13 protein-coding genes, 2 tRNA genes and 2 pseudogenes are annotated in these 17,505 nt (G+C 72.4%); 3 read left to right on the plus strand and 14 right to left on the minus strand.

Translation table 11 applies throughout. The features are described 5' to 3' along the window. Nucleotides 1-48: 48 nt before the first annotated feature. From K336_RS14885 to K336_RS14890, 5 genes and pseudogenes are all read right to left on the minus strand, one after another. Nucleotides 49-1,411 (minus strand): annotated as a pseudogene (locus tag K336_RS14885) (GntT/GntP/DsdX family permease). A gap of 1 nt (nt 1,412) precedes the next feature. Then, a complete protein-coding gene (locus tag K336_RS0106145; RefSeq protein WP_028706555.1) occupies nt 1,413-2,303 on the minus strand; it encodes an NAD(P)-dependent oxidoreductase in 891 nt (296 codons plus the stop codon). Nucleotides 2,304-2,355: 52 nt separating this feature from the next. Next, nucleotides 2,356-3,783, minus strand: coding sequence for a four-carbon acid sugar kinase family protein (locus K336_RS0106150; protein WP_028706556.1), 1,428 nt, complete (start codon nt 3,781-3,783; stop codon nt 2,356-2,358). Nucleotides 3,784-4,011: 228 nt separating this feature from the next. Next, a complete protein-coding gene (locus K336_RS0106155) occupies nt 4,012-4,710 on the minus strand; it encodes a FadR/GntR family transcriptional regulator (protein WP_028706557.1) in 699 nt (232 codons plus the stop codon). Nucleotides 4,711-4,773: 63 nt separating this feature from the next. Further along, nucleotides 4,774-5,532 carry an HAD family hydrolase gene (locus tag K336_RS14890; RefSeq protein WP_162142571.1) on the minus strand — a complete coding sequence of 253 codons (759 nt, stop codon included), beginning with the start codon at nt 5,530-5,532 and terminating at the stop codon, nt 4,774-4,776. Between the two features lie 132 nt (nt 5,533-5,664). On the opposite strand from K336_RS14890, the pseudogene K336_RS19980 reads away from it, so the two are divergent. After that, nucleotides 5,665-5,886 (plus strand): annotated as a pseudogene (locus tag K336_RS19980) (zinc finger domain-containing protein); the annotation flags it as partial. Between the two features lie 354 nt (nt 5,887-6,240). Further along, on the plus strand, nt 6,241-6,717 hold the full coding sequence (locus K336_RS19985) for a zinc-binding dehydrogenase (protein ID WP_314711733.1): 477 nt from the start codon (nt 6,241-6,243) through the stop codon (nt 6,715-6,717). 20 nt (nt 6,718-6,737) lie between these two features. On the opposite strand, the gene K336_RS0106170 is transcribed toward K336_RS19985, so the two are convergent. The 9 genes from K336_RS0106170 to K336_RS0106210 all read right to left on the minus strand — a co-directional run bounded on the left by K336_RS0106170 (nt 6,738) and on the right by K336_RS0106210 (nt 15,720). Further along, complete coding sequence (locus K336_RS0106170) at nt 6,738-7,859, minus strand: 6-phosphofructokinase (RefSeq protein WP_028706558.1); 1,122 nt, start codon at nt 7,857-7,859, stop codon at nt 6,738-6,740. Nucleotides 7,860-7,892: 33 nt separating this feature from the next. After that, the gene (gene thrC, locus K336_RS0106175) at nt 7,893-9,344 is read right to left on the minus strand and encodes a threonine synthase (protein WP_021798223.1); all 1,452 of its coding nucleotides are present in this window, start codon (nt 9,342-9,344) and stop codon (nt 7,893-7,895) included. A 58-nt stretch (nt 9,345-9,402) separates the two neighbouring features. Next, entirely contained in the window at nt 9,403-10,680 is a 1,278-nt protein-coding gene (gene clpX, locus K336_RS0106180) for an ATP-dependent Clp protease ATP-binding subunit ClpX (RefSeq protein WP_028706559.1), read from the minus strand. Between the two features lie 194 nt (nt 10,681-10,874). Continuing rightward, entirely contained in the window at nt 10,875-11,537 is a 663-nt protein-coding gene (locus K336_RS0106185; RefSeq protein WP_021797202.1) for an ATP-dependent Clp protease proteolytic subunit, read from the minus strand. An 8-nt stretch (nt 11,538-11,545) separates the two neighbouring features. Next, on the minus strand, nt 11,546-12,151 hold the full coding sequence (locus tag K336_RS0106190) for a ClpP family protease (protein ID WP_028706560.1): 606 nt from the start codon (nt 12,149-12,151) through the stop codon (nt 11,546-11,548). A 145-nt stretch (nt 12,152-12,296) separates the two neighbouring features. After that, on the minus strand, nt 12,297-13,394 hold the full coding sequence (locus tag K336_RS14900) for an AI-2E family transporter (protein WP_021797201.1): 1,098 nt from the start codon (nt 13,392-13,394) through the stop codon (nt 12,297-12,299). 207 nt (nt 13,395-13,601) lie between these two features. Next, a complete protein-coding gene (gene tig, locus K336_RS0106200) occupies nt 13,602-15,053 on the minus strand; it encodes a trigger factor (protein ID WP_021797203.1) in 1,452 nt (483 codons plus the stop codon). A 222-nt stretch (nt 15,054-15,275) separates the two neighbouring features. Beyond that, nucleotides 15,276-15,346 (minus strand) — tRNA-Gly (locus K336_RS0106205). A 301-nt stretch (nt 15,347-15,647) separates the two neighbouring features. Beyond that, nucleotides 15,648-15,720 (minus strand) — tRNA-Pro (locus K336_RS0106210). 356 nt (nt 15,721-16,076) lie between these two features. On the opposite strand from K336_RS0106210, the gene K336_RS18490 reads away from it, so the two are divergent. Further along, complete coding sequence (locus K336_RS18490; RefSeq protein WP_028706561.1) at nt 16,077-17,483, plus strand: hypothetical protein; 1,407 nt, start codon at nt 16,077-16,079, stop codon at nt 17,481-17,483. The last annotated feature ends 22 nt before the right edge of the window (nt 17,484-17,505 follow it).

Genomic DNA, 17,505 nt, shown 5'->3' on the forward strand with positions numbered 1-17,505 from the left:
ACGCCGTGGAGCGGCACCGGGAGGCGTCCGTCGCGGCCCCGAACCGCCTCAGGCCAGCAACCAGACGAGGGCGGTGAGCAGGAAGCCGGCCAAGCCGCGGACGGTCGTCAGCACCGTCCAGGCCCGCAGGCCGTCCTGAACACTCAGGCCCGTGCACGTGGTGAAGATCCAGAAGCCGCCGTCGTTGACGTGCGAGAGGCCGAGCGCGCCGAAGCCGATCGCCAGGGCGATGAGCGCGATGTGCAGAGCGTCGTAGCCGCCCGCCGCGACGTTGTCGACGAGCAGACCGGCCGTCGTGAGGATCGCCACCGTGGCCGAGCCCTGGCTGGCGCGCAGGGCCAGGCAGATGACGAAGCCGGCGAGCAGGACGGGCATGTGCACCGCCATGAGCGCCCGTGACAGCGCCGCCCCGGCGCCACTGGCGACGAGGATCGAGGCGAACACGCCGCCTGCGCCGGCGACGAGGACGACGGCCACGTCGGGCAGGGCGTGGTCGACGGTCCGTCCGGGCTGGTCGAGGGACCAGTGCTGCTGGCAGCCCAGGACGACACAGGCGAGCAGTGCCGCGGTGAGCAGCGCCACGAGGGGCGCGCCGACCAGGCTCAGCACGGAGTCGGCCTTCGACGGGTCCGGCACGAGCATCCTGCCGACCGTGCCGATGACGATCTGGATGACCGGGGCGAGGATGAGGAACAGGACGGTGCCCGGCCCCGTCGGGTCGGCCCCGACCATGAGCTCCTCGTCGGACGGCTCCTCGGTGCCGTCGGGCGGGTCGCCGAGCGGCGTGGCGCCCAGAACGATGTCGTCGGTCCGGACCCGCCGCGAGGCGAGGTAGCCGACGGCGGCAACGACCGCGCAGACGGGCAGCCCGATCATGAGCATGAGTCCGGTCCGGGCCGAGGATCCTCGCGGCGGCCGTCGGCCCGGGGTGCGGCGGCACGGCGACGTGCACGGTGAGGGCCGCCGTGCCGACCGGCAGGGCGATACTCAGCAGCCTCGTCCGGGTGACGCGGGCCAGGGCGAAGACGATGGGCGCCAGGACGATGAAGGCGACCTCGAAGAAGATCGGAATGCCCACGAGGAAGGCGACGATCGTCACGGCGATGGCGACCCGGTGCTCGCCGAGCACTCGGACGAACCGGCGGGCCAGCGTGTCGGCGCCGTCGGCCCGCTCGATGAGCGAACCGAGCATGGCGCCCAGCGCCACGACCGTGGCCACCGAGCCGAGCGCGTTGCCCATGCCCGTCGTCATCGTGTCGGCGATGCTCGTCAACGGCACGCGGGTGGCGATGGCCAGCAGGACGGAGACCGTCATGAGAGCCATGAAGGCGCTCATCCTCAGTCCGATGACGAGCAGCAGGAGGAGCGCAATGGCGGCCAGGGCGAGGACGAGGAGGACTGCCGAGGGCATGTCACCGGTCCGCCGACGGGGCGATCACCCTGATCACCGAGGAGTCGTCGCAGGCGCCCAGGCCGCGGGCCCCGCCCTGGATGTAGAGCTGCTCGGCGGCTGCCGCCACGGGCGTCGACAGCCCGACGGACCGGGCGGCCGAGGTGACGATGCCCATGTCCTTGACGAAGATGTCCAGACGGCTGCGCACCTCGACGGTCTCCTCGTCGTAGGCGCGAAGCATGCGGGGGCCGCGGTCGCCCAGCATGAAGGACTCGGCCGCGCCGCCCATGAGGGCGACCATCGTCCGGTCGAGGTCCAGGCCCATGGCGCGGGCCAGGGCGAGCGCCTCGCCGGCAGCGGCGATGTGCACGCCGCACAGCAGCTGGTTGACGGTCTTCATCGCCTGGCCGTCGCCGGGCGCTCCGCCGACCCTCACGAGGGTGGAGCTCATGAGCTCGAGCACGTCGTGCACGGCGTCCCACGCCTGCTCGTCGGCGCCGACGACGACGAGCAGGTCCCCGGTGCCGGCTCGGGCGGAGCCACCCGAGACCGGGGCGTCGACGAGTCGCAGGCCGAGCCCGTCCAGCCGGGCGGCCGCCTCTCTCACGGGCTCGCGCCCCACGGTCGAGGTGAGGACGACGGCGGAACCGCGCCGCATGACGGACGCGACGCCGGCGTCCGAGAAGAGGACCTCCTCGAGCTGGGCGGGGTTGCGCACGGCGATGAGCACGACGTCGGCGTCCCGCACCGCCTCCCCGGCGTCGGCGGCGCCCCGGAGGCCGGCCTCGGCGGCCAGCGCGGTGCGCTCGGGGCTGATGTCGAATCCGGTGACGGCGAACTCGCGGGCGAGGTTGGTCGCCATCGGCAGGCCCATGGCGCCGAGCCCGAGCACGGCAACGGTGGTGGTCATTGTGATCCCCTTCGATCGGTTCGTGGATGTGTTCAGGTTCACCGGGTGCACGTCACAGGGATGCCTGCAACGTGTCGACGACGTCAGCCAGCGACCGATCGTCGCCGACATTGCCCGGGAAGACGATGTAGGGGATGCCGCGGGCCGGCCCGTCGACGGGCTCCCACAGCGAGACGATGCCCGGCAGCATCTGCCCCCGGGCGATGGCCCTGCGGATGCCCAGGCCGCGGGAGGCGACGTCCGAGGAGGTGATGCCGCCCTTGGCGATGACGAAGCGCGGGGCCCTCGCCTCGAGCACGCGGCTCACGACCTCGACGACGGCGTCGGAGACGGCTCGGGCGATGCGCAGCGAGTCGTCCGGATCGGCGCCGGTGACGAGCCGTCCGCTGCAGCGCACGACGACGGTGCCCCGCCTCAGGTCCTCGACGGCCGAGGCGACGACCCCGTCCAGGTGCGCGACCCGGGTCGCCCCGTCGAGCACCTCGGGCACCTCGACGACCGTCTCGGGGATCGCGTCGCGCTCGCGCAGGGCGTCGACCTGACGCCGGGTGAGGCCGACATGGGAGCCGACGACGACGAGCCCCCCGGTGGTGTCGGAGGCCACGGCGCCGGGCGCGGGCCGGCACTCGGCGGGGCCGAGCGGCGCTCTCGTGGCCTGGCCGATGCGAGCTCTCACGAAGGGCGGGCCGACGCGGTAGATGAAGCGGTGCCCGAGGTCCTCGGCGCGCGCCAGATCGAGGGCCAGGAGCCGTAGGTCGTTCTCCTCGAGGCAGTCGACGACGATCGGCTGGCCGTCGTGCGCGCCGGTCAGCGCGACCACGACGGCATCGGGGTCGGTGCGCAGCTCACCGATGCGGATGCGGATGACATCGGCGGCCCTGCGGCGTCCGCCGGACTTCTCCTCGACCCACTCGGCGAGGTCGGACGCCCGGTATCCGAAGGTCGCGTCGGCGGCGAACTCGCTGTCGCCGACCGGCACGAAGCCTGTGGCGACGCCGCCCGCGTAGTGCACGGAGTCGATGGTGACGCGGCCGGCTTCGGGGAAGGCCGGCACGATGACGACGCCGTCGGTACGCCGGCCGTGCTCGGACAGGACGGCCGCGATGGTGTCGGGCTCGAGGGGGTAGTGGCCGCGCAGCGTCGAGTCCGAGCGCGAGACGAAGGCCGCCTCGCGTCCGGTGAGCCGGGCTGCCTCGAGACCGTTGGCGACGGCCTCCCGGTTGACCCGCTCCGCGTCGGCCGGGTCGAGGCTGCGGGAATTCGTCATGACGTAGACGGCGAGCGCATCCGTCGCCAGGCCCCACTCGAGGTCCTCGATCCCCCACGAGGTGATGACGGGAAGATCGGACACCGACTGGGTGCCGGTCGGGTCGTCATCGAGGACGACGAACGCCGGGCAGCCTGCCCGGGCGACGTCCTCGGCGGAGATGGCGGGCCCGTCCGGCAGGCCCCTGATCAATTCGTCCCACGAGATGCTCACGGCAGACACCCCTTTGCGCTCAGACCTCTGATGAGTTGTTCCGACACTAACCCACTCACGAACGCGATGGCAAGGGCCCTGCCGATCAGGGACGGGGTCCGTCGCATGACCCACTCGCGAATGCGGTGGTGAGGAAGCCCCCGACGAGGACGAAGCCGGACGGAGAGAACCCGTCCGGGGCGCGACGGCCTTGCGGGCCCCTTCGGCCGGGCCCAACGGAAGGACCGATCAGCCGGCGTCGGCCCGGGCGACGGCGTCGCGCGCCGTCTGGTCCATGTGGGCTCTCATGGCCCGCTCGGCCGCCCGCGGGTCCCCGGCGGCGATGGCGTCGAGGATGGCGCGATGATGGCCCATGGCGCGCTCGCGCACCTCGCTGCTCGCCGAGGTCTCGGCGCGACCCCGTTCGAGCAGGCCGCGCAGCGGCTCGTAGACGGTGAAGAGGAAGGGGTTCCCCGCAGCCTGGAGGATGTGATCGTGGAAGTCGAGGTCGGCCGTCGTGGCCCTCTCGGCGTCCCCGGCCTCGTGGTGGGCACGGAAGTCCTCGAGATCGCGTCCGAGGCGGTCCACGTCGGTGCGGGAGCGCCGTTCGGCGGCGAGGCCCGCGGAGCCCACCTCGATCATCCGACGGATCTCGACGAGCTGCCCGGCGATCTCGCTCCAGCTCGAGGTGCGCGAGCGGAGAGCGACGATGCTGCCCAGGTCTGTCCACCTGCCCGGCGGGTTGACGAAGGTGCCGCGGCCGTGGACGGGCCGGAGCACTCCCCTACCCGTCAGCACGCGCACGGCCTCGCGCAGCGTCAGGCGCGAGACGTCGAGGGTGCGCGCCAGCGCGGCTTCGGCGGGCAGTGCCTCGCCCACGGGGGCTCGACCGCTCACGACCATGTCGAACAGCGCGTCGACCGTCGCGCTGACCCTGCTCGCCGACATCGTTCCTCCCAGGGGATCGGGACCGGACGCGGGAAGTCTATTGGATCGGCGACACCGGCCCGCTCAGCGGCCGGCGCGCTCGATGAGCAGCCGGTCGAGGTCGGTGACGACCCGTTGACCGGCCGGGGCCCCGCCGCGCCGGGCCCGGTCGAGCCAGCAGGACTGCAGACCGGCCAGGGCCGCTCCCCCGGCGTCGCGCAGGGAGTCGTCGACGTACCCGGTCAGCGCCGGCTCGGCGCCCAGCCGCTCGCAGGCCGCGCGGTAGGCGGCCGGGTCCGGTTTGCCGGAGCCGAGCCGGTCGGACGAGAGCACGAGGGCGAAGCGGCCCGCCAGTCCGAGCCGGTCGACCTTCATGAGGGTCATCCGCTGGGCCGAGTTCGACAGCACGGCGACCGGGACGCCGGCCGCGTCGGCCCGGTCGATGAGGCCCAGGGCGTCGGGCCAGGGCGCGCACGCCGCGGCGAAGGCCGCCCGGTAGACCGATTCGAAGCGGTGCAGACGCTCGTCGTCGAGCCGCTCGCCCAGACCCGCCGCCATGTCGCCCAGGCGCCCGCGGCGCATCGTCTCGAAGTCGATGTGCCCACTCGAGAAGCGGTCGAACCATCCGGCGCGGTCGGCCACGTAGTCCTCGATACGGCGCCCGCGCTCCTCATCGTCCAGCTGCGGCCACAGCTCCTCCGTCGCCCGCCACAGGCCGGTGCGCATGGCCGGGCCCGTCCTGTTGATGGTGTCGTCCATGTCGAGGACGAGGGCGCTCACGGTGAGCGTCACGGAGCACGACTGCGGTGCGGCGCTCTCGGGCGGTGCGGTGCTCTCTGTCACGCCCCTCAGCATAGGGGGACGGTCCCGCCCGGAGGGCCGGCGTGACCGTGGACGGTCCGGCGCGATGCCGGCCGGCCACGCTAGCGTCGGAGACGTCCTCCCTCATCAGGGCCGCGATCAAGGAGTCCCCACATGCCCACGACAGTCCAAGGAGTCGTCTCACGAACCAGGGGCGCGCCGGTCGAACTGCTCGACGTCGTCGTCCCCGACCCGGGCCCGGGCGAGGTCGTCGTCGACGTCGCCGCCTGCGGCGTCTGCCGCACCGACCTGCACTACGCGTCGGGCGCCGTCGGCGACGACTACCCGTTCCTCCTCGGCCACGAGGCGGCCGGCACCGTCGCCGCCGTCGGCGAGGGCGTCACGCACGTACGGGTGGGCGACCACGTCATCCTCAACTGGCGGGCCGTCTGCGGGCCAGTGCCGGGCCTGCCGCCGGGGCGAGCCGTGGTACTGCTTCGACACCGCCAATGCGGCCCGTCCGATGAGGCTCGCCGAGGGCACCGGGCTCACCGCCGCCCTCGGCATCGGCGCGCTGACGCCCCGGACGCCCGTCGCGCAGGGCCAGTGCACGCGGGTGGACCCGTCCGTGCGCCCCGAGGTCGCCGGCCTGCTCGGCTGCGGCGTCATGGCCGGACTCGGGGCGGCCCTCGGCACCGCCGCCGTGCGCCGCGGCGAGCAGGTGGCCGTCATCGGCCTGGGCGGGTCGGCATGGCCGCCCTGCTCGGCGCCAGACTGGCCGGCGCCACCGGGCCCATCGCCGTCGACACGGACCCGCGGAGGTTGGCGCTGGCCTCCGGTCTCGGCGCCACCGCGACGATCGACGCCAGCAGCACCGACGTCGTCGATGTCGTCATCGACGCGCTGGGCACCCCGACGACCTGGACGCAGGCCCTCTACGCGCGGGACCTGGCCGGCCGCCTCGTGTTGGTCGGCGTGCCCGACCCCGACGCGCGGATCGACATCCCGCTCGCCGACGTCCTCAGCCACGGCGGTTCGCTCCGGTCGAGCTGGTACGGCGACTGCCTTCCCGAACGTGACGTGCCGATGCTGCTCGACCTCCACGCACAGGGCCGCCTCGACCTCGACGCCTTCGTCTCCGAGACGATCGGCCTCGACGAGGTGAACGAGGCCCTCGCTCGGATGGGCACCGGGCAGGTGCTGCGCTCGGTCGTGGTCATGGGCTGAGGACGCCCCGCCCTCCGGGCTCAGTCGCCGAAGCCGGTGTTGACCTCCTTGGCCGCCCGGATCCACGGATGATCGGTGGGCACGTAACGGACCCTCCCGGCGACCTCCTCGAGCGGGACGGGGACGGCCTGCTCGCCCTTCGCGGCGACCATGACGCCGAAGACCCCCTGGCTGACGAGGTCGGCGCCGGCGGTGCCGAGCAGGGTGGCCAGCTGGCGGTCGCGGCCGCACGGGATGCCGCCGCGCTGGACGTAGCCGAGAATCGAGACCCTCGACTCCAGGCCGGTGGCGGCCTCCAGCTGGGAGGCCAGGGCGAAGGTGTGGGCGCGGTGTGAGGCCTCGACGGCCCGGCGGTGCTGCTTGGCGGCGTCGCGGCCCTCCGGCGAGTCGGCCTCCTTGACCAGCGCCTCGGCGGCGGCCAGCTCGGCGGCGTCGGCCACGGAGCGCGCGCCCTCGGCGACCGCGATGACCGAGAAGTTGCTGCCACCCGCGCGTCGGCGCTTGATCGTCTCGGCGATCGACTCGACGTTGTAGGGCACCTCGGGCAGCAGGATGACGTCGGCGCCCCCGGCGATCCCGGCGCCGAGCGCGAGCCATCCAGCCCGGTGGCCCATGATCTCCGTGAGGATGATGCGGTGGTGGCTGTGCGCGGTGGAGTGCAGCCGGTCGATGGCGTCGGTGGCGATCTCGAGGGCCGTCGCGAAGCCGAAGGTCCGGTCGGTGCCGACGAGGTCGTTGTCGATCGTCTTGGGCAGCGTCATGACGTTCATCCCGGCGTCGGACAGGCGCTTGGCGTTCTTGGCCGTGCCGCCCCCGCCGAGGCAGACGAGCGCGTCGAGCTCGTCCTTCTCGTAGTTCTTCCTGATCGTGTCGATCATGCTGCGCGGTTTGCCGTCCACCATCATCTTGTGGACCTTGTCGCGGCTGGTGCCCAGGATCGTGCCGCCGACGGTGAGGATGCCCGACAGGGCCGCCGAGTCGAGCTCGATGAAGCGGTTCTCGGCCAGGCCGCGCATGCCGTCGCGGAAGCCGATGAGCTCCATGCCGTGGGTGCCGATGGCGGCCTTGCCGAAGCCGCGGATGGCGGCGTTCAGGCCGGGGCTGTCGCCTCCGGCGGTGAGGATCCCGACACGCATCGTCATGATCGTCTCCTTTCTCGGTGGGTGGCGGCCCGTTCAACGGACCAGGTTCGGCAGGGACCCGACGGTGTCCACGACGAGCCGCCTGAGGGCCTCGACGTCGTTCGGCAGGTCGACGACCCGGCGCGGCCCCTCCTCGACGCCGGCGAAGCGCTCGGGGACGGGCGGCCGGCAGCCGATGGCCTCCTCGATCGTCGCGGCGAACTTCACCGGCAGGGCGGTCTCGAGAACGACGACGGGTTCATCCGCCACGTACTGCTCGGCGACCGTGACGGCGTCGGCGGTGTGCGGGTCGACGAGGACGCCGTGCTCGCGCCAGAGACGGCCGATGGTGGCGACCCGGTCGGCGTGGGTCGACGAACCGGAGACGAAACCATAGCTGGTGCGCACCGCCTCGAACTCGGGGGTCCCGGAGATGTCGAAGGAGCCGCCCTCGGCGACCGCGTCGAAGAGTTCCCGGACCCTGGCGCCGTCGCGGCCGTACAGGTCGGCGATGAAACGCTCGAAGTTGGAGGCCTTCGAGATGTCCATGCTCGGCGAACTGGTCGCCCAGGTCTGCTCGGAGCTGCGCGGACGGTAGACGCCGGTGCGGAAGAACTCGTCGAGGACGTCGTTCTCGTTGGTGGCGAGGATGAGGCGACGGATCGGCAGCCCCATGGAGCGGGCGACGTGGCCGGCGCAGATGTCGCCGAAGTTGCCGGTCGGCACGGCGAAGCTGATCTCCTGCCCCGGCCCGTCGGTGACGCGCAGCCAGCAGCTGACGTAGTAGACGACCTGGGCCACCAGGCGGGCCCAGTTGATCGAGTTGACGGCGCCCAGGTGGTACTCGGCCTTGAAGGCGGCGTCGGCGTTGAGGGCCTTGACGAGGTCCTGGCAGTCGTCGAAGACGCCGTCGACGGCGACGTTGACGATGTTCGCGTCGGTGAGGGAGAACATCTGGGCCTGCTGGAAGGGCGTCATGCGTCCCGCCGGGGTGAGCATGACGACGGCGATGCCCTCGCGCCCGCGCATCGCGTACTCGGCCGAGCTGCCGGTGTCGCCGCTTGTCGCGCCGACGATCGTCATCCATGAGCCGCGGCGCGCGAGCTCGTACTCGAAGAGCTCGCCGAGCAGCTGCATCGCCATGTCCTTGAAGGCCGCCGTCGGGCCGTTGGACAGGTGGCCGAGCCACAGCGGACCGTCGCCGATGCGGCTGACCGGGACGATCCGCGGATCGGAGAACTTCCCGCCGGTGTAGGCCGCGGTGGTGAGGCGCTCGAGGTCGGACGCGGGGATGTCGTCGAGGAACAGGCCGATCATCCGGGCCGCCAGGGCCGCGTAGCCCTCGGCGGCGAGCAGCCCGCGCCACTGCTCGAGCGTCCCGGCGTCCAGCCGCGGGTACTCCTCGGGCAGGAAGAGGCCGCCGTCAGCGGCGAGGCCTTCGAGCAGGATGTCGCAGAACGGCTTGGCATCGTCGGCGCCCACGGCGCGGGTCGAGAGATAACGCACAGGTGCAGGCTACCGGTCGCCGCTGTGCCGCACCCCCGGGCCCGTCCGCGTCGGCCGGTCAGGCCGCCGGCTCGCCGGCCCGGGCCCGCGTGACGAGCCGCGGCGGCGCCTCGCCGCGCACCGCGTCGCCGGTGATGACGACCTGGGCGATGTCGTCGCGACTGGGCACCTCGAACATGACGTCGCCGAGGGTCTCCTCGAGGATGGCGCGCAGCCCGCGCGCCCCGGTGCCCCGCTCGATGGCCTTCTCGGCCACGGCGGCGATGGCGTCCGGCGCGAACTCCAGGCAGACCCCGTCGAGCTCGAAGAGCTTGGTGAACTGCTTGACGAGGGCGTTGCGCGGCTCGGTGAGGATGCGGCGCAGAGCCGTCTCGTCGAGCCGGGGCACCGTGGCGACGACCGGCAGCCGGCCGATGAACTCGGGGATCAGCCCGAAGGCGTGCAGGTCCTCGGGCCGCACGCCGGTGAAGGGGTCGACGCCGCTCGGGCGGCGCTTCACGTCGTCATTGGTGAAGCCGACCGACCGCCTGCCGACGCGCTCGGCGATGATGTCCTCGAGCCCGGCGAAGGCGCCGCCCACGATGAACAGCACGTTGGTGGTGTCGATCTGGATGAACTCCTGGTGCGGGTGCTTGCGCCCGCCCTGGGGCGGGACCGAGGCGACGGTGCCCTCGAGGATCTTCAGCAGCGCCTGCTGGACGCCCTCGCCCGAGACGTCCCGGGTGATCGAGGGGTTCTCGGACTTGCGCGCCACCTTGTCGATCTCGTCGATGTAGATGATGCCCGTCTCGGCCTTCTTCACGTCGAAGTCGGCGGCCTGGATGAGCTTGAGCAGGATGTTCTCGACGTCCTCGCCCACGTAGCCGGCCTCGGTGAGGGCCGTGGCGTCGGCCATGGCGAAAGGCACGTTGAGCATGCGGGCGAGGGTCTGCGCCAGATAGGTCTTGCCGCAGCCGGTGGGCCCGATGAGCAGGATGTTCGACTTGCCGAGCTCGACGTCCTCGGAGGCGGCGTGCTTGGCGCCCTCGACGCCCGTGCCGGCGTTGAGGCGCTTGTAGTGGTTGTAGACGGCCACCGCGAGCGCCTTCTTGGCGTCGTCCTGGCCGATGATGTACTGGTCGAGGAATTCGCGGATCTCGACCGGTTTGGGCAGTTTCGAGGGGGCCTCGGTCTCCTCGCTCTGGGAGAACTCCTCCTCGATGATCTCGTTGCACAGGTCGATGCACTCGTCGCAGATGTAGACCCCCGGCCCGGCGATGAGCTTCTTGACCTGCTTCTGGCTCTTGCCGCAGAACGAACACTTGAACAGATCGCTGCTCTCCCCAATGCGCGGCATGGCCACCTCCTTGCTGCACGACGCCCACGCGCCCCCGCGCATCGGGCCGGGCCGGTCAGCCCCGTCGGGTCCATTCAAGCACGCCCCCGCCCGACGGACTCGACACGGTCCATCGGAGCCCGGTCCGCCGGGCGGGCGCCCCGCGACCGGAATGCGGACAGGACCGCGGCCCTCACCCCGGTCATCCGGCCTCGTCAGTCCTTCAGCGAGGTGAGGATGTCGTCGACGAGGCCGTACTCGACGGCCTCCTCGGCGGTGAGGAACTTGTCCCGCTCGACGTCGAGGCTGATCTTCTCCTTGGGCTGGCCCGTGGCGTCGGCGAGCATCGTCTCCATGAGCTCGCGGATGCGCAGGATCTCGTTGGCCTGGATCTCCAGGTCGCTGGACTGACCGTAGCTGCCCTCGCCGCCCATGGACGGCTGGTGGATCAGGATGCGGCTGTTCGGCAGCGCCAGGCGCTGGCCCTTCGTGCCGGCCGCCAGCAGCACGGCGGACGCCGAGGCGGCCTGGCCGAGGCAGATGGTCTGCACGGCGGGCTTGATGTAGCGCATCGTGTCGTAGATGGCGGTCAGCGCGGTGAACGAGCCGCCGGGCGAGTTGATGTAGATCGAGATCGGGCGGTCGGCGTCCATCGACTGCAGGCACAGCAGCTGGGCCATGACCGCATTGGCGATGTCGTCGGTGATCGGCGTGCCGAGGAAGATGATGCGGTCCTCGAACAGCTTGGTGTAAGGGTCGACCCGGCGCACGCCGTAGCTGGTGCGCTCCTCCCACTGGGGGATGTAGTACTCGGCGCTGGGCGGGACGACCACGCCGCCGGGGGCCGGGGGCATCGCCGCGCTGAAGTCGTCAGTCATGGGAGTCCTCACTGGTTCGGCGCGTCGCTCATGGAGATCTTCGACGCGCGATCGTAGACGTGATCGATGAAGCCGTACTCCAGGGCCTCGGTCGCGGTGAACCACCGGTCGCGGTCGGAGTCCTTGGTGATCTGCTCGACGGTCTGCCCGGTGTGCCGGGCGATGAGCCCGGCCATCTCGTGCTTGAGGTGGATGGACTGCTCCGCCTGGATCTTGATGTCGGAGGCCGTGCCGCCGATGCCGCCCGAGGGCTGGTGCATGAGGATGCGGGCGTGCGGCAGCGCGTAGCGCTTGCCCGGCGTGCCGCCGGACAGCAGGAACTGGCTCATCGAGGCGGCCAGCCCGAGGGCGACCGTGGCCACGTCGTTGCTGATCCACTGCATGGTGTCGTAGATCGCCATGCCGGAGTCGATCGAACCGCCGGGCGAGTTGATGTAGAGGTAGATGTCCTTGTGGGGGTCCTCGGCGTTGAGCAGCAGCATCTGCGCGCAGATCGCGTTGGAGTTCTCGTCCTTCACCTCGGAGCCGAGGAAGACGATGCGGTTGGCCAGCAGGGACTGATACACGTTGTCGGTCAGGCCGACGCCGCCGGTACCGGCGGCCATCGCGGGCAGCACGGGGTTCTTGACCATGTCATTCACATCGTCGAACCTACCTGGGGGCACCGGCAAACCGGAGCGGGACCCGCATGTTTTTCACTGCCGGCCGGAAGGATTGAGCCGATCCGGCTCAACTCCGGGGTCCTCGGCCAGCCGGGGGTCAGGAGCGCTGCCGGACGGCCCCGTCGGCGTCGTGCGGGTCCGAGGCGATGAGCGCGTTGATCCAGCGGGCGCTGGGGTCGGCGTCGACGACGAGCGCCTTGACGAGCAGGGTCATCGGCAGCGCCAGCAGGGTGCCGAGGGCGCCGAGCACGGCGCCCCACACGAGCAGGGAGACGAACGAGACGGTGGGGGTCACGCCGACGGCGTCGCCGGCGAAGCGCGGCTGGATGATCGTCTGGAGGACGAAGTTGACCACGCAGTAGGCGGCGACGACGACGAGCGCCTGCTTCCATCCGAGGGAGACGAGCGCGACGAGGGCGGGCGGGACGAGGCCGACGATGAAGCCGACGTTCGGGATGTAGTTGGTGAGGAAGCTCAGCAGCCCCCAGATGATGACGCCGGGCACGCCCATGACCTGGAGGAGGACGACGTCGAGCACGGCCACGATGAGGCCGAACACGGTGGTGACGATCCAGTAGGACCGGACGCCCTGGCTGAAGGAGCGGAAGCCCGCGACGATCCGCGAGTGGGTCGAGGCGGCGATCGCCAGGCGCTGGGCGAAGCCGGCGGTGTCCATGGCCATGAAGACGAGGGCGCACACGAGGACGGACAGGCCGCCGAGGAAGCCGGTCGAGGCGGACAGGAGCGAGGTGGCCGCGTTGAGCAGGGAGTTCGGGTCGATCTTGCCCAGCGCCCCCGTGAGCGAGGCGTGGTCCAGGCCCAGGTCCGAGGCGAAGGAGATGAGCCGGTCGTACAGGGCGACGAACTGACCGGTGTACTGCGGGATCATGCCGATGATCTCGTTGACCGCCCAGATGAAGCCCGCCAGCATCAGGAGGAGCAGGACGAAGACCACGAGTGCGACGATGATGGCCGACAGGGCCGAGGGGCAGCCCCTACGCACGAGCCAGGTGTGGAACGGGTAGACCGTCACCATGAGGTTGAGCGCCAGGAAGACCGGGCCGAAGATGCCCGAGTAGCTCCTCAGCAGCATGAGCGCGGCGAGCACGAGGACGACGCCCAGCGCGATCTGCAGGGGCCTCGGCAGCCCGCCCGCCGGGGTCCGCGCCCCGGTGACGCCATCCGTGTCGTTCATCGCATGCTCCCCCTCATCGGACGAGCGCTCAGCCTAGCAACGCCGCGGCGTCCCGGCCGGGCGGTCCACGCCGGGGACCCGGGCCGGACCCCGTGGAGGCGGGCCGTCACCGGCGCCGGGCCGGAGCGGCACAACGCACGGACGGCACAACGCACGGGGCGCCGGCGCCCCGTGCGTTCGGAACTCGTGGCCCCGAGGACGGGCCGATCAGGCCTCGTCCCCGGCGTCGCCGTCCTTCCCGGCGTCCGCCGGGACGGCCGCCTCCTCGGTGGCATCCCCGTCGCCTGCGCCGGCGTCCTCGTCGGTCTCCTCCTCGTCGGCGAGGGTTCCGTCGTTCTGCAGGCGGGAGATCTCGACCTTCTCACCGTTGGTGTCGGTGATGGAGGCCTCGTCGACGATCATGCCGAGGGCCTTGCCGCGACGGACCTCGGCCATCCACTCCGGCATGTGGTTGTGCTCGGTCATGTGCTTGATCTCCTGCTCGGGAGACGTGCCGTTCTGCTGCGCCTTCTGGAAGAGCAGCTGGGTGAACTCCTCCTGGGAGACGCCGATCTGGCGGTCCTCGGCGAGCCTGTCGAGGACGATCTGGGCGCGCAGGCCCTGCTCGGCGCGCTCGTCGATCTGCCTCCAGAACTCCTCGGCGTTCTCCGCGTCCTCGTCCTCGGCGTCGGCGAGGTACTGCTCGACGGTCAGGCCGGCGGCGTTGAGCTGGCCCTCGATCTGCTCGTGGTAGGCCTTGACGTCGTTCTCGAGGACGGCGGGCGGAAGCTCGAAGTCGAGCCCGCCGATGACGGCCTCGAGAACCTTGTCGCGGGCCGTGCTGGCCTGGTCGAGACGGGCGAGGCGCACGAGGTTCTCGCGGACGTCGGCGACCATCTCGTCGACGGTGTCGAACTCGGAGACGAGCTGGGCGAAGTCGTCGTCGAGCTCGGGCAGCTCCTGCTCGTTGACCTTCGTCACGGTCACCGTGACATCGGCGTCCTCGTCGCGGTGGGGACCTCCGACGAGCCTCGAGGAGAAGGTCCTGCTCTCGCCGGCGGACAGGCCGACGAGGGCCTCGTCGAGGCCCTCGACCATGCCGCCGGCGCCGATGCGGTATTGCATGCCCTTCGTCTCGGCGTCAGCGATGGCCTCGCCGTCGCGGGTCGCGGACAGGTCGATGAGGACGACGTCGCCGTCGGCGGCGGCCCGGTCGACGACCTTGAGGGTGCCGAAGCGCTGACGCAGCAGCTCGACGCGCTCGTCGACGTCGGCGTCGGTGACCTCGACGGGCTCGATCTCGACCGAGACCGTCGCGAAGTCGGGCATGTCGAACTCGGGACGCACGTCGACCTCGGCGGTGATCTCCGCGACATCACCGTCGTCGAGCCTGGTCAGCTCGATCTGCGGGTTGCCCAGCGGGGCGATCTCGTGCTCGGCGACGGCGGCCGAGTAGGCGTCGGGAATGGCGTTGTTGACGGCCTCCTGGAGCACCGTGCCGCGGCCGAAGCGCTGATCGATCAGGCGCGGCGGCACCTTGCCGCGGCGGAAGCCGGGCAGGTTGATCTGCTGGGCGATCTGCCTGTAGGCCTCGTCGATCCTCGGCTGGAGATCGGCGAAGGGCAGTTCGATGGTGAGCTTCACCCGGGTCGGGTTCAATTGCTCGACGGTGCTCGGCACTGGGGACTCCTGATACATGGGACGTATGTGCGCGCCATGGCGCGGACATGCTCGTGGGCGTGCGCACGGACGCCCGCCAATCTTAGCCAGAGGGGCGATGAGCACCAAGAATCCGCTCGGGGACGGGGATCGCGACGGATGCGCCGCGGGGCGCCGCGCCCGGATCCGTTGTGCGTGCAGGTCAGCCGCCCGTGGAGGGCGCGGCCGGGCGGGCCGTGTACGAGCGAACGACGGGAATCGAACCCGCGTAGCCAGTTTGGAGGACTGGGGCTCTGCCATTGAGCTACGTTCGCGTGGCCCCGTGGGGCCGGTCGTCGACCCGGCCGAGTCCGAGCCGACGGGTCTATCGTAGCCGACGCGTCCCGGCCTGCGGCGACGCGCGCCGCATCCTCCGAGGCGCCGACCCTCCCGCGGCCCGGGCAGGGCCCGGACCGCACGGGACAACAGCACGGGCACGACGACACGGGGCACGACCCGAACGGCGCGGGGCAACGGCTCGAACCGGGTGCGGGCGCAGACCGCCGGGCACCCGTCGGCGCCGGCCCGGCTCGACGCGCCGGGGATCCGCCGCCCGGGGCGGGCCCGACGGCCCCGTCGGGGTGACCGGACTCGAACCGGCGACTTCCTGCTCCCAAAGCAGGCGCGCTGCCAACTGCGCCACACCCCGTCTGCGCCGCACCCCGCGGCCGCACCCGTGCCGGTGCGCTCCGTGCCCCGTCGCGGTGCTCCTCGTCCGGCGGGCGCGCGGTCGCGCCCCCGGTGCGCGCACAGCAGAAGACTACCGCACGACGCCGCCCGGGCCCGGGCGCCGACGGGGCCCACGGGCCGTCCCGGCGCGGGCCGGCGCCCACCTCGGCGCGGGTCCACGGGCCCTGGGGGCACCGCGCTCCCCGTCCCGCCCCGCGACGCCGCTCGCGCGGGAAGCGCGGGCGTCACCGCCGACTCGTTCATCGTCTACTTCGTGTCCATCGTCTACTTCGTGCGACGCCGCTCGCGCGGGGGCGCCGCGCATAGGGTGAGGTGATGAACGCGACGAGAGCACCGGGAACGGCGGCGGGGGCGCTGGACTGGGAGCACCTGCGTCTGGACTGCACGACCGCCCGGGTGCGCGTCACGGATCGCGAGCAGGACCGCCCCGTCGGCACGGCGACCCTCACGATAGGCCCGCCATGGCGCCCCGGAGGGCTCGTCGTGGACGCCGACGAGGCGACCTGGCGCTGGAGCTCGCCGGACGCCGACGCACGGCTCCGTCTGACGGCCGACCGGACGCTCAGCGCCCGCCTCACGATCACCGCCCGCGGCGCCGACGCCGCGGTGGAGGGGCCGGTCGTCGGCTGGCGCGGCGCCTTCGCCTGCCCGGCCTGGCCGGGCGGGGGCACCGGCCTCGCCCTGCTGGACGAGCGCCCCTCCGACGGGCTCGTCGTCGCGGCCGTCCAGACGCGCGGGCAGGTCCGCGCGGCGGGCCCCGGCCTGGCGCTGACGCCGGCGGGCCTCGAGCTGGCCGCCGGCCGGTCCTGGGTGAGCGCCTGGACGATCGACGTGCACCCGCACCGCGCCGGCGCGCTGGCCGCCCTGCCCGCCTGGCTGCCCCACCGGCTCGACGTGGCCGAGGGCGAGCCGGTGCGGATCGGGCTGCCCGACGCCGCGGTGAGCGGGCCCGGCACGATCTCGGCCGACGAGGAGGGCAGCCTCCTCGAGGCCGCGCCCGGAGTGCACCGCTTCACCGTCGCCGGGCCCGGGGTCGACGCCCGGCTGCGGCTCGCCTGGGCGCGGTCGGTCGACGCGACCGCGACGCGCCGGGCGCGCCGGCTCGTCGGCTCCGAGGCGCGCACGGCCGGCGCCGCGCAGGCGATGATCGTCGCATGGGCCGACGCCCGTCACGGGCTCCACCACGACCGGGCCGTCGGCTTCCTCCGGGCGTGGGCCGACGAGCGGCTGGACCGGCCCGGCTCCCCCGCCGAGGCGCTCGGAATCGTCCCCCTGCTGGCCGCCGCAGGGTCCGACCCGGACCGGCTCGGCGCGGTGGCCGAGCGGCTCTCCGCGCTGCCGCCCGCGCCCGGCCCGCTGCTGGCCTGGCTGGGGGCCGCCCCGGTGCTGGCCCGTGCCGGCGTCGCGGCGCCTCCCCCTCCGCTGGACCGCGACGACGATCTCTGCCGGATGCTCTCGGCGGCCGCGGCCCGCGAGCCGGACGCCCCGCCGCAGCTGTGGCAGGTGCTCCCCCGCCTGCACAGCGGCCTTCCCTGGTCGCTGGACCCCGGGCGCGCCGCCGACGCCGCCCTGTGCTGCGCGGCCCTGGGCCTGGCGCCCGCGGGCTGGGACATCGGCGCGCGGATGCCCTGGCCGCTGCCGGAACTGGTCGGCGCGACCCGCGCCTGGCTGTGCGCGGCCGGGCCCGACGACACGACGCTGGCCTGGCTGCTCTGGGGCTGAGCGCCCGTCCGAGCCGGGGCCG

This window comes from Propionibacterium acidifaciens DSM 21887 (assembly GCF_000426605.1).
In the GTDB taxonomy this organism is placed as follows: Bacteria; Actinomycetota; Actinomycetes; order Propionibacteriales; family Propionibacteriaceae; genus Propionibacterium; species Propionibacterium acidifaciens.

Bases quoted from the DNA above. Each gene is read 5' to 3' on its own strand.
- K336_RS0106145 (WP_028706555.1), bottom strand. From the start codon at position 2,303: ATGACCACCACCGTTGCCGTGCTCGGGCTCGGCGCCATGGGCCTGCCG.
- K336_RS0106155 (WP_028706557.1), bottom strand. From the start codon at position 4,710: ATGTCGGCGAGCAGGGTCAGCGCGACGGTCGACGCGCTGTTCGACATG.
- K336_RS19985 (WP_314711733.1), top strand. From the start codon at position 6,241: ATGGCCGCCCTGCTCGGCGCCAGACTGGCCGGCGCCACCGGGCCCATC.
- K336_RS0106170 (WP_028706558.1), bottom strand. From the start codon at position 7,859: ATGACGATGCGTGTCGGGATCCTCACCGCCGGAGGCGACAGCCCCGGC.
- clpX (WP_028706559.1), bottom strand. From the start codon at position 10,680: ATGCCGCGCATTGGGGAGAGCAGCGATCTGTTCAAGTGTTCGTTCTGC.
- K336_RS0106185 (WP_021797202.1), bottom strand. From the start codon at position 11,537: ATGACTGACGACTTCAGCGCGGCGATGCCCCCGGCCCCCGGCGGCGTG.
- K336_RS14900 (WP_021797201.1), bottom strand. From the start codon at position 13,394: ATGAACGACACGGATGGCGTCACCGGGGCGCGGACCCCGGCGGGCGGG.
- K336_RS18490 (WP_028706561.1), top strand. From the start codon at position 16,077: ATGAACGCGACGAGAGCACCGGGAACGGCGGCGGGGGCGCTGGACTGG.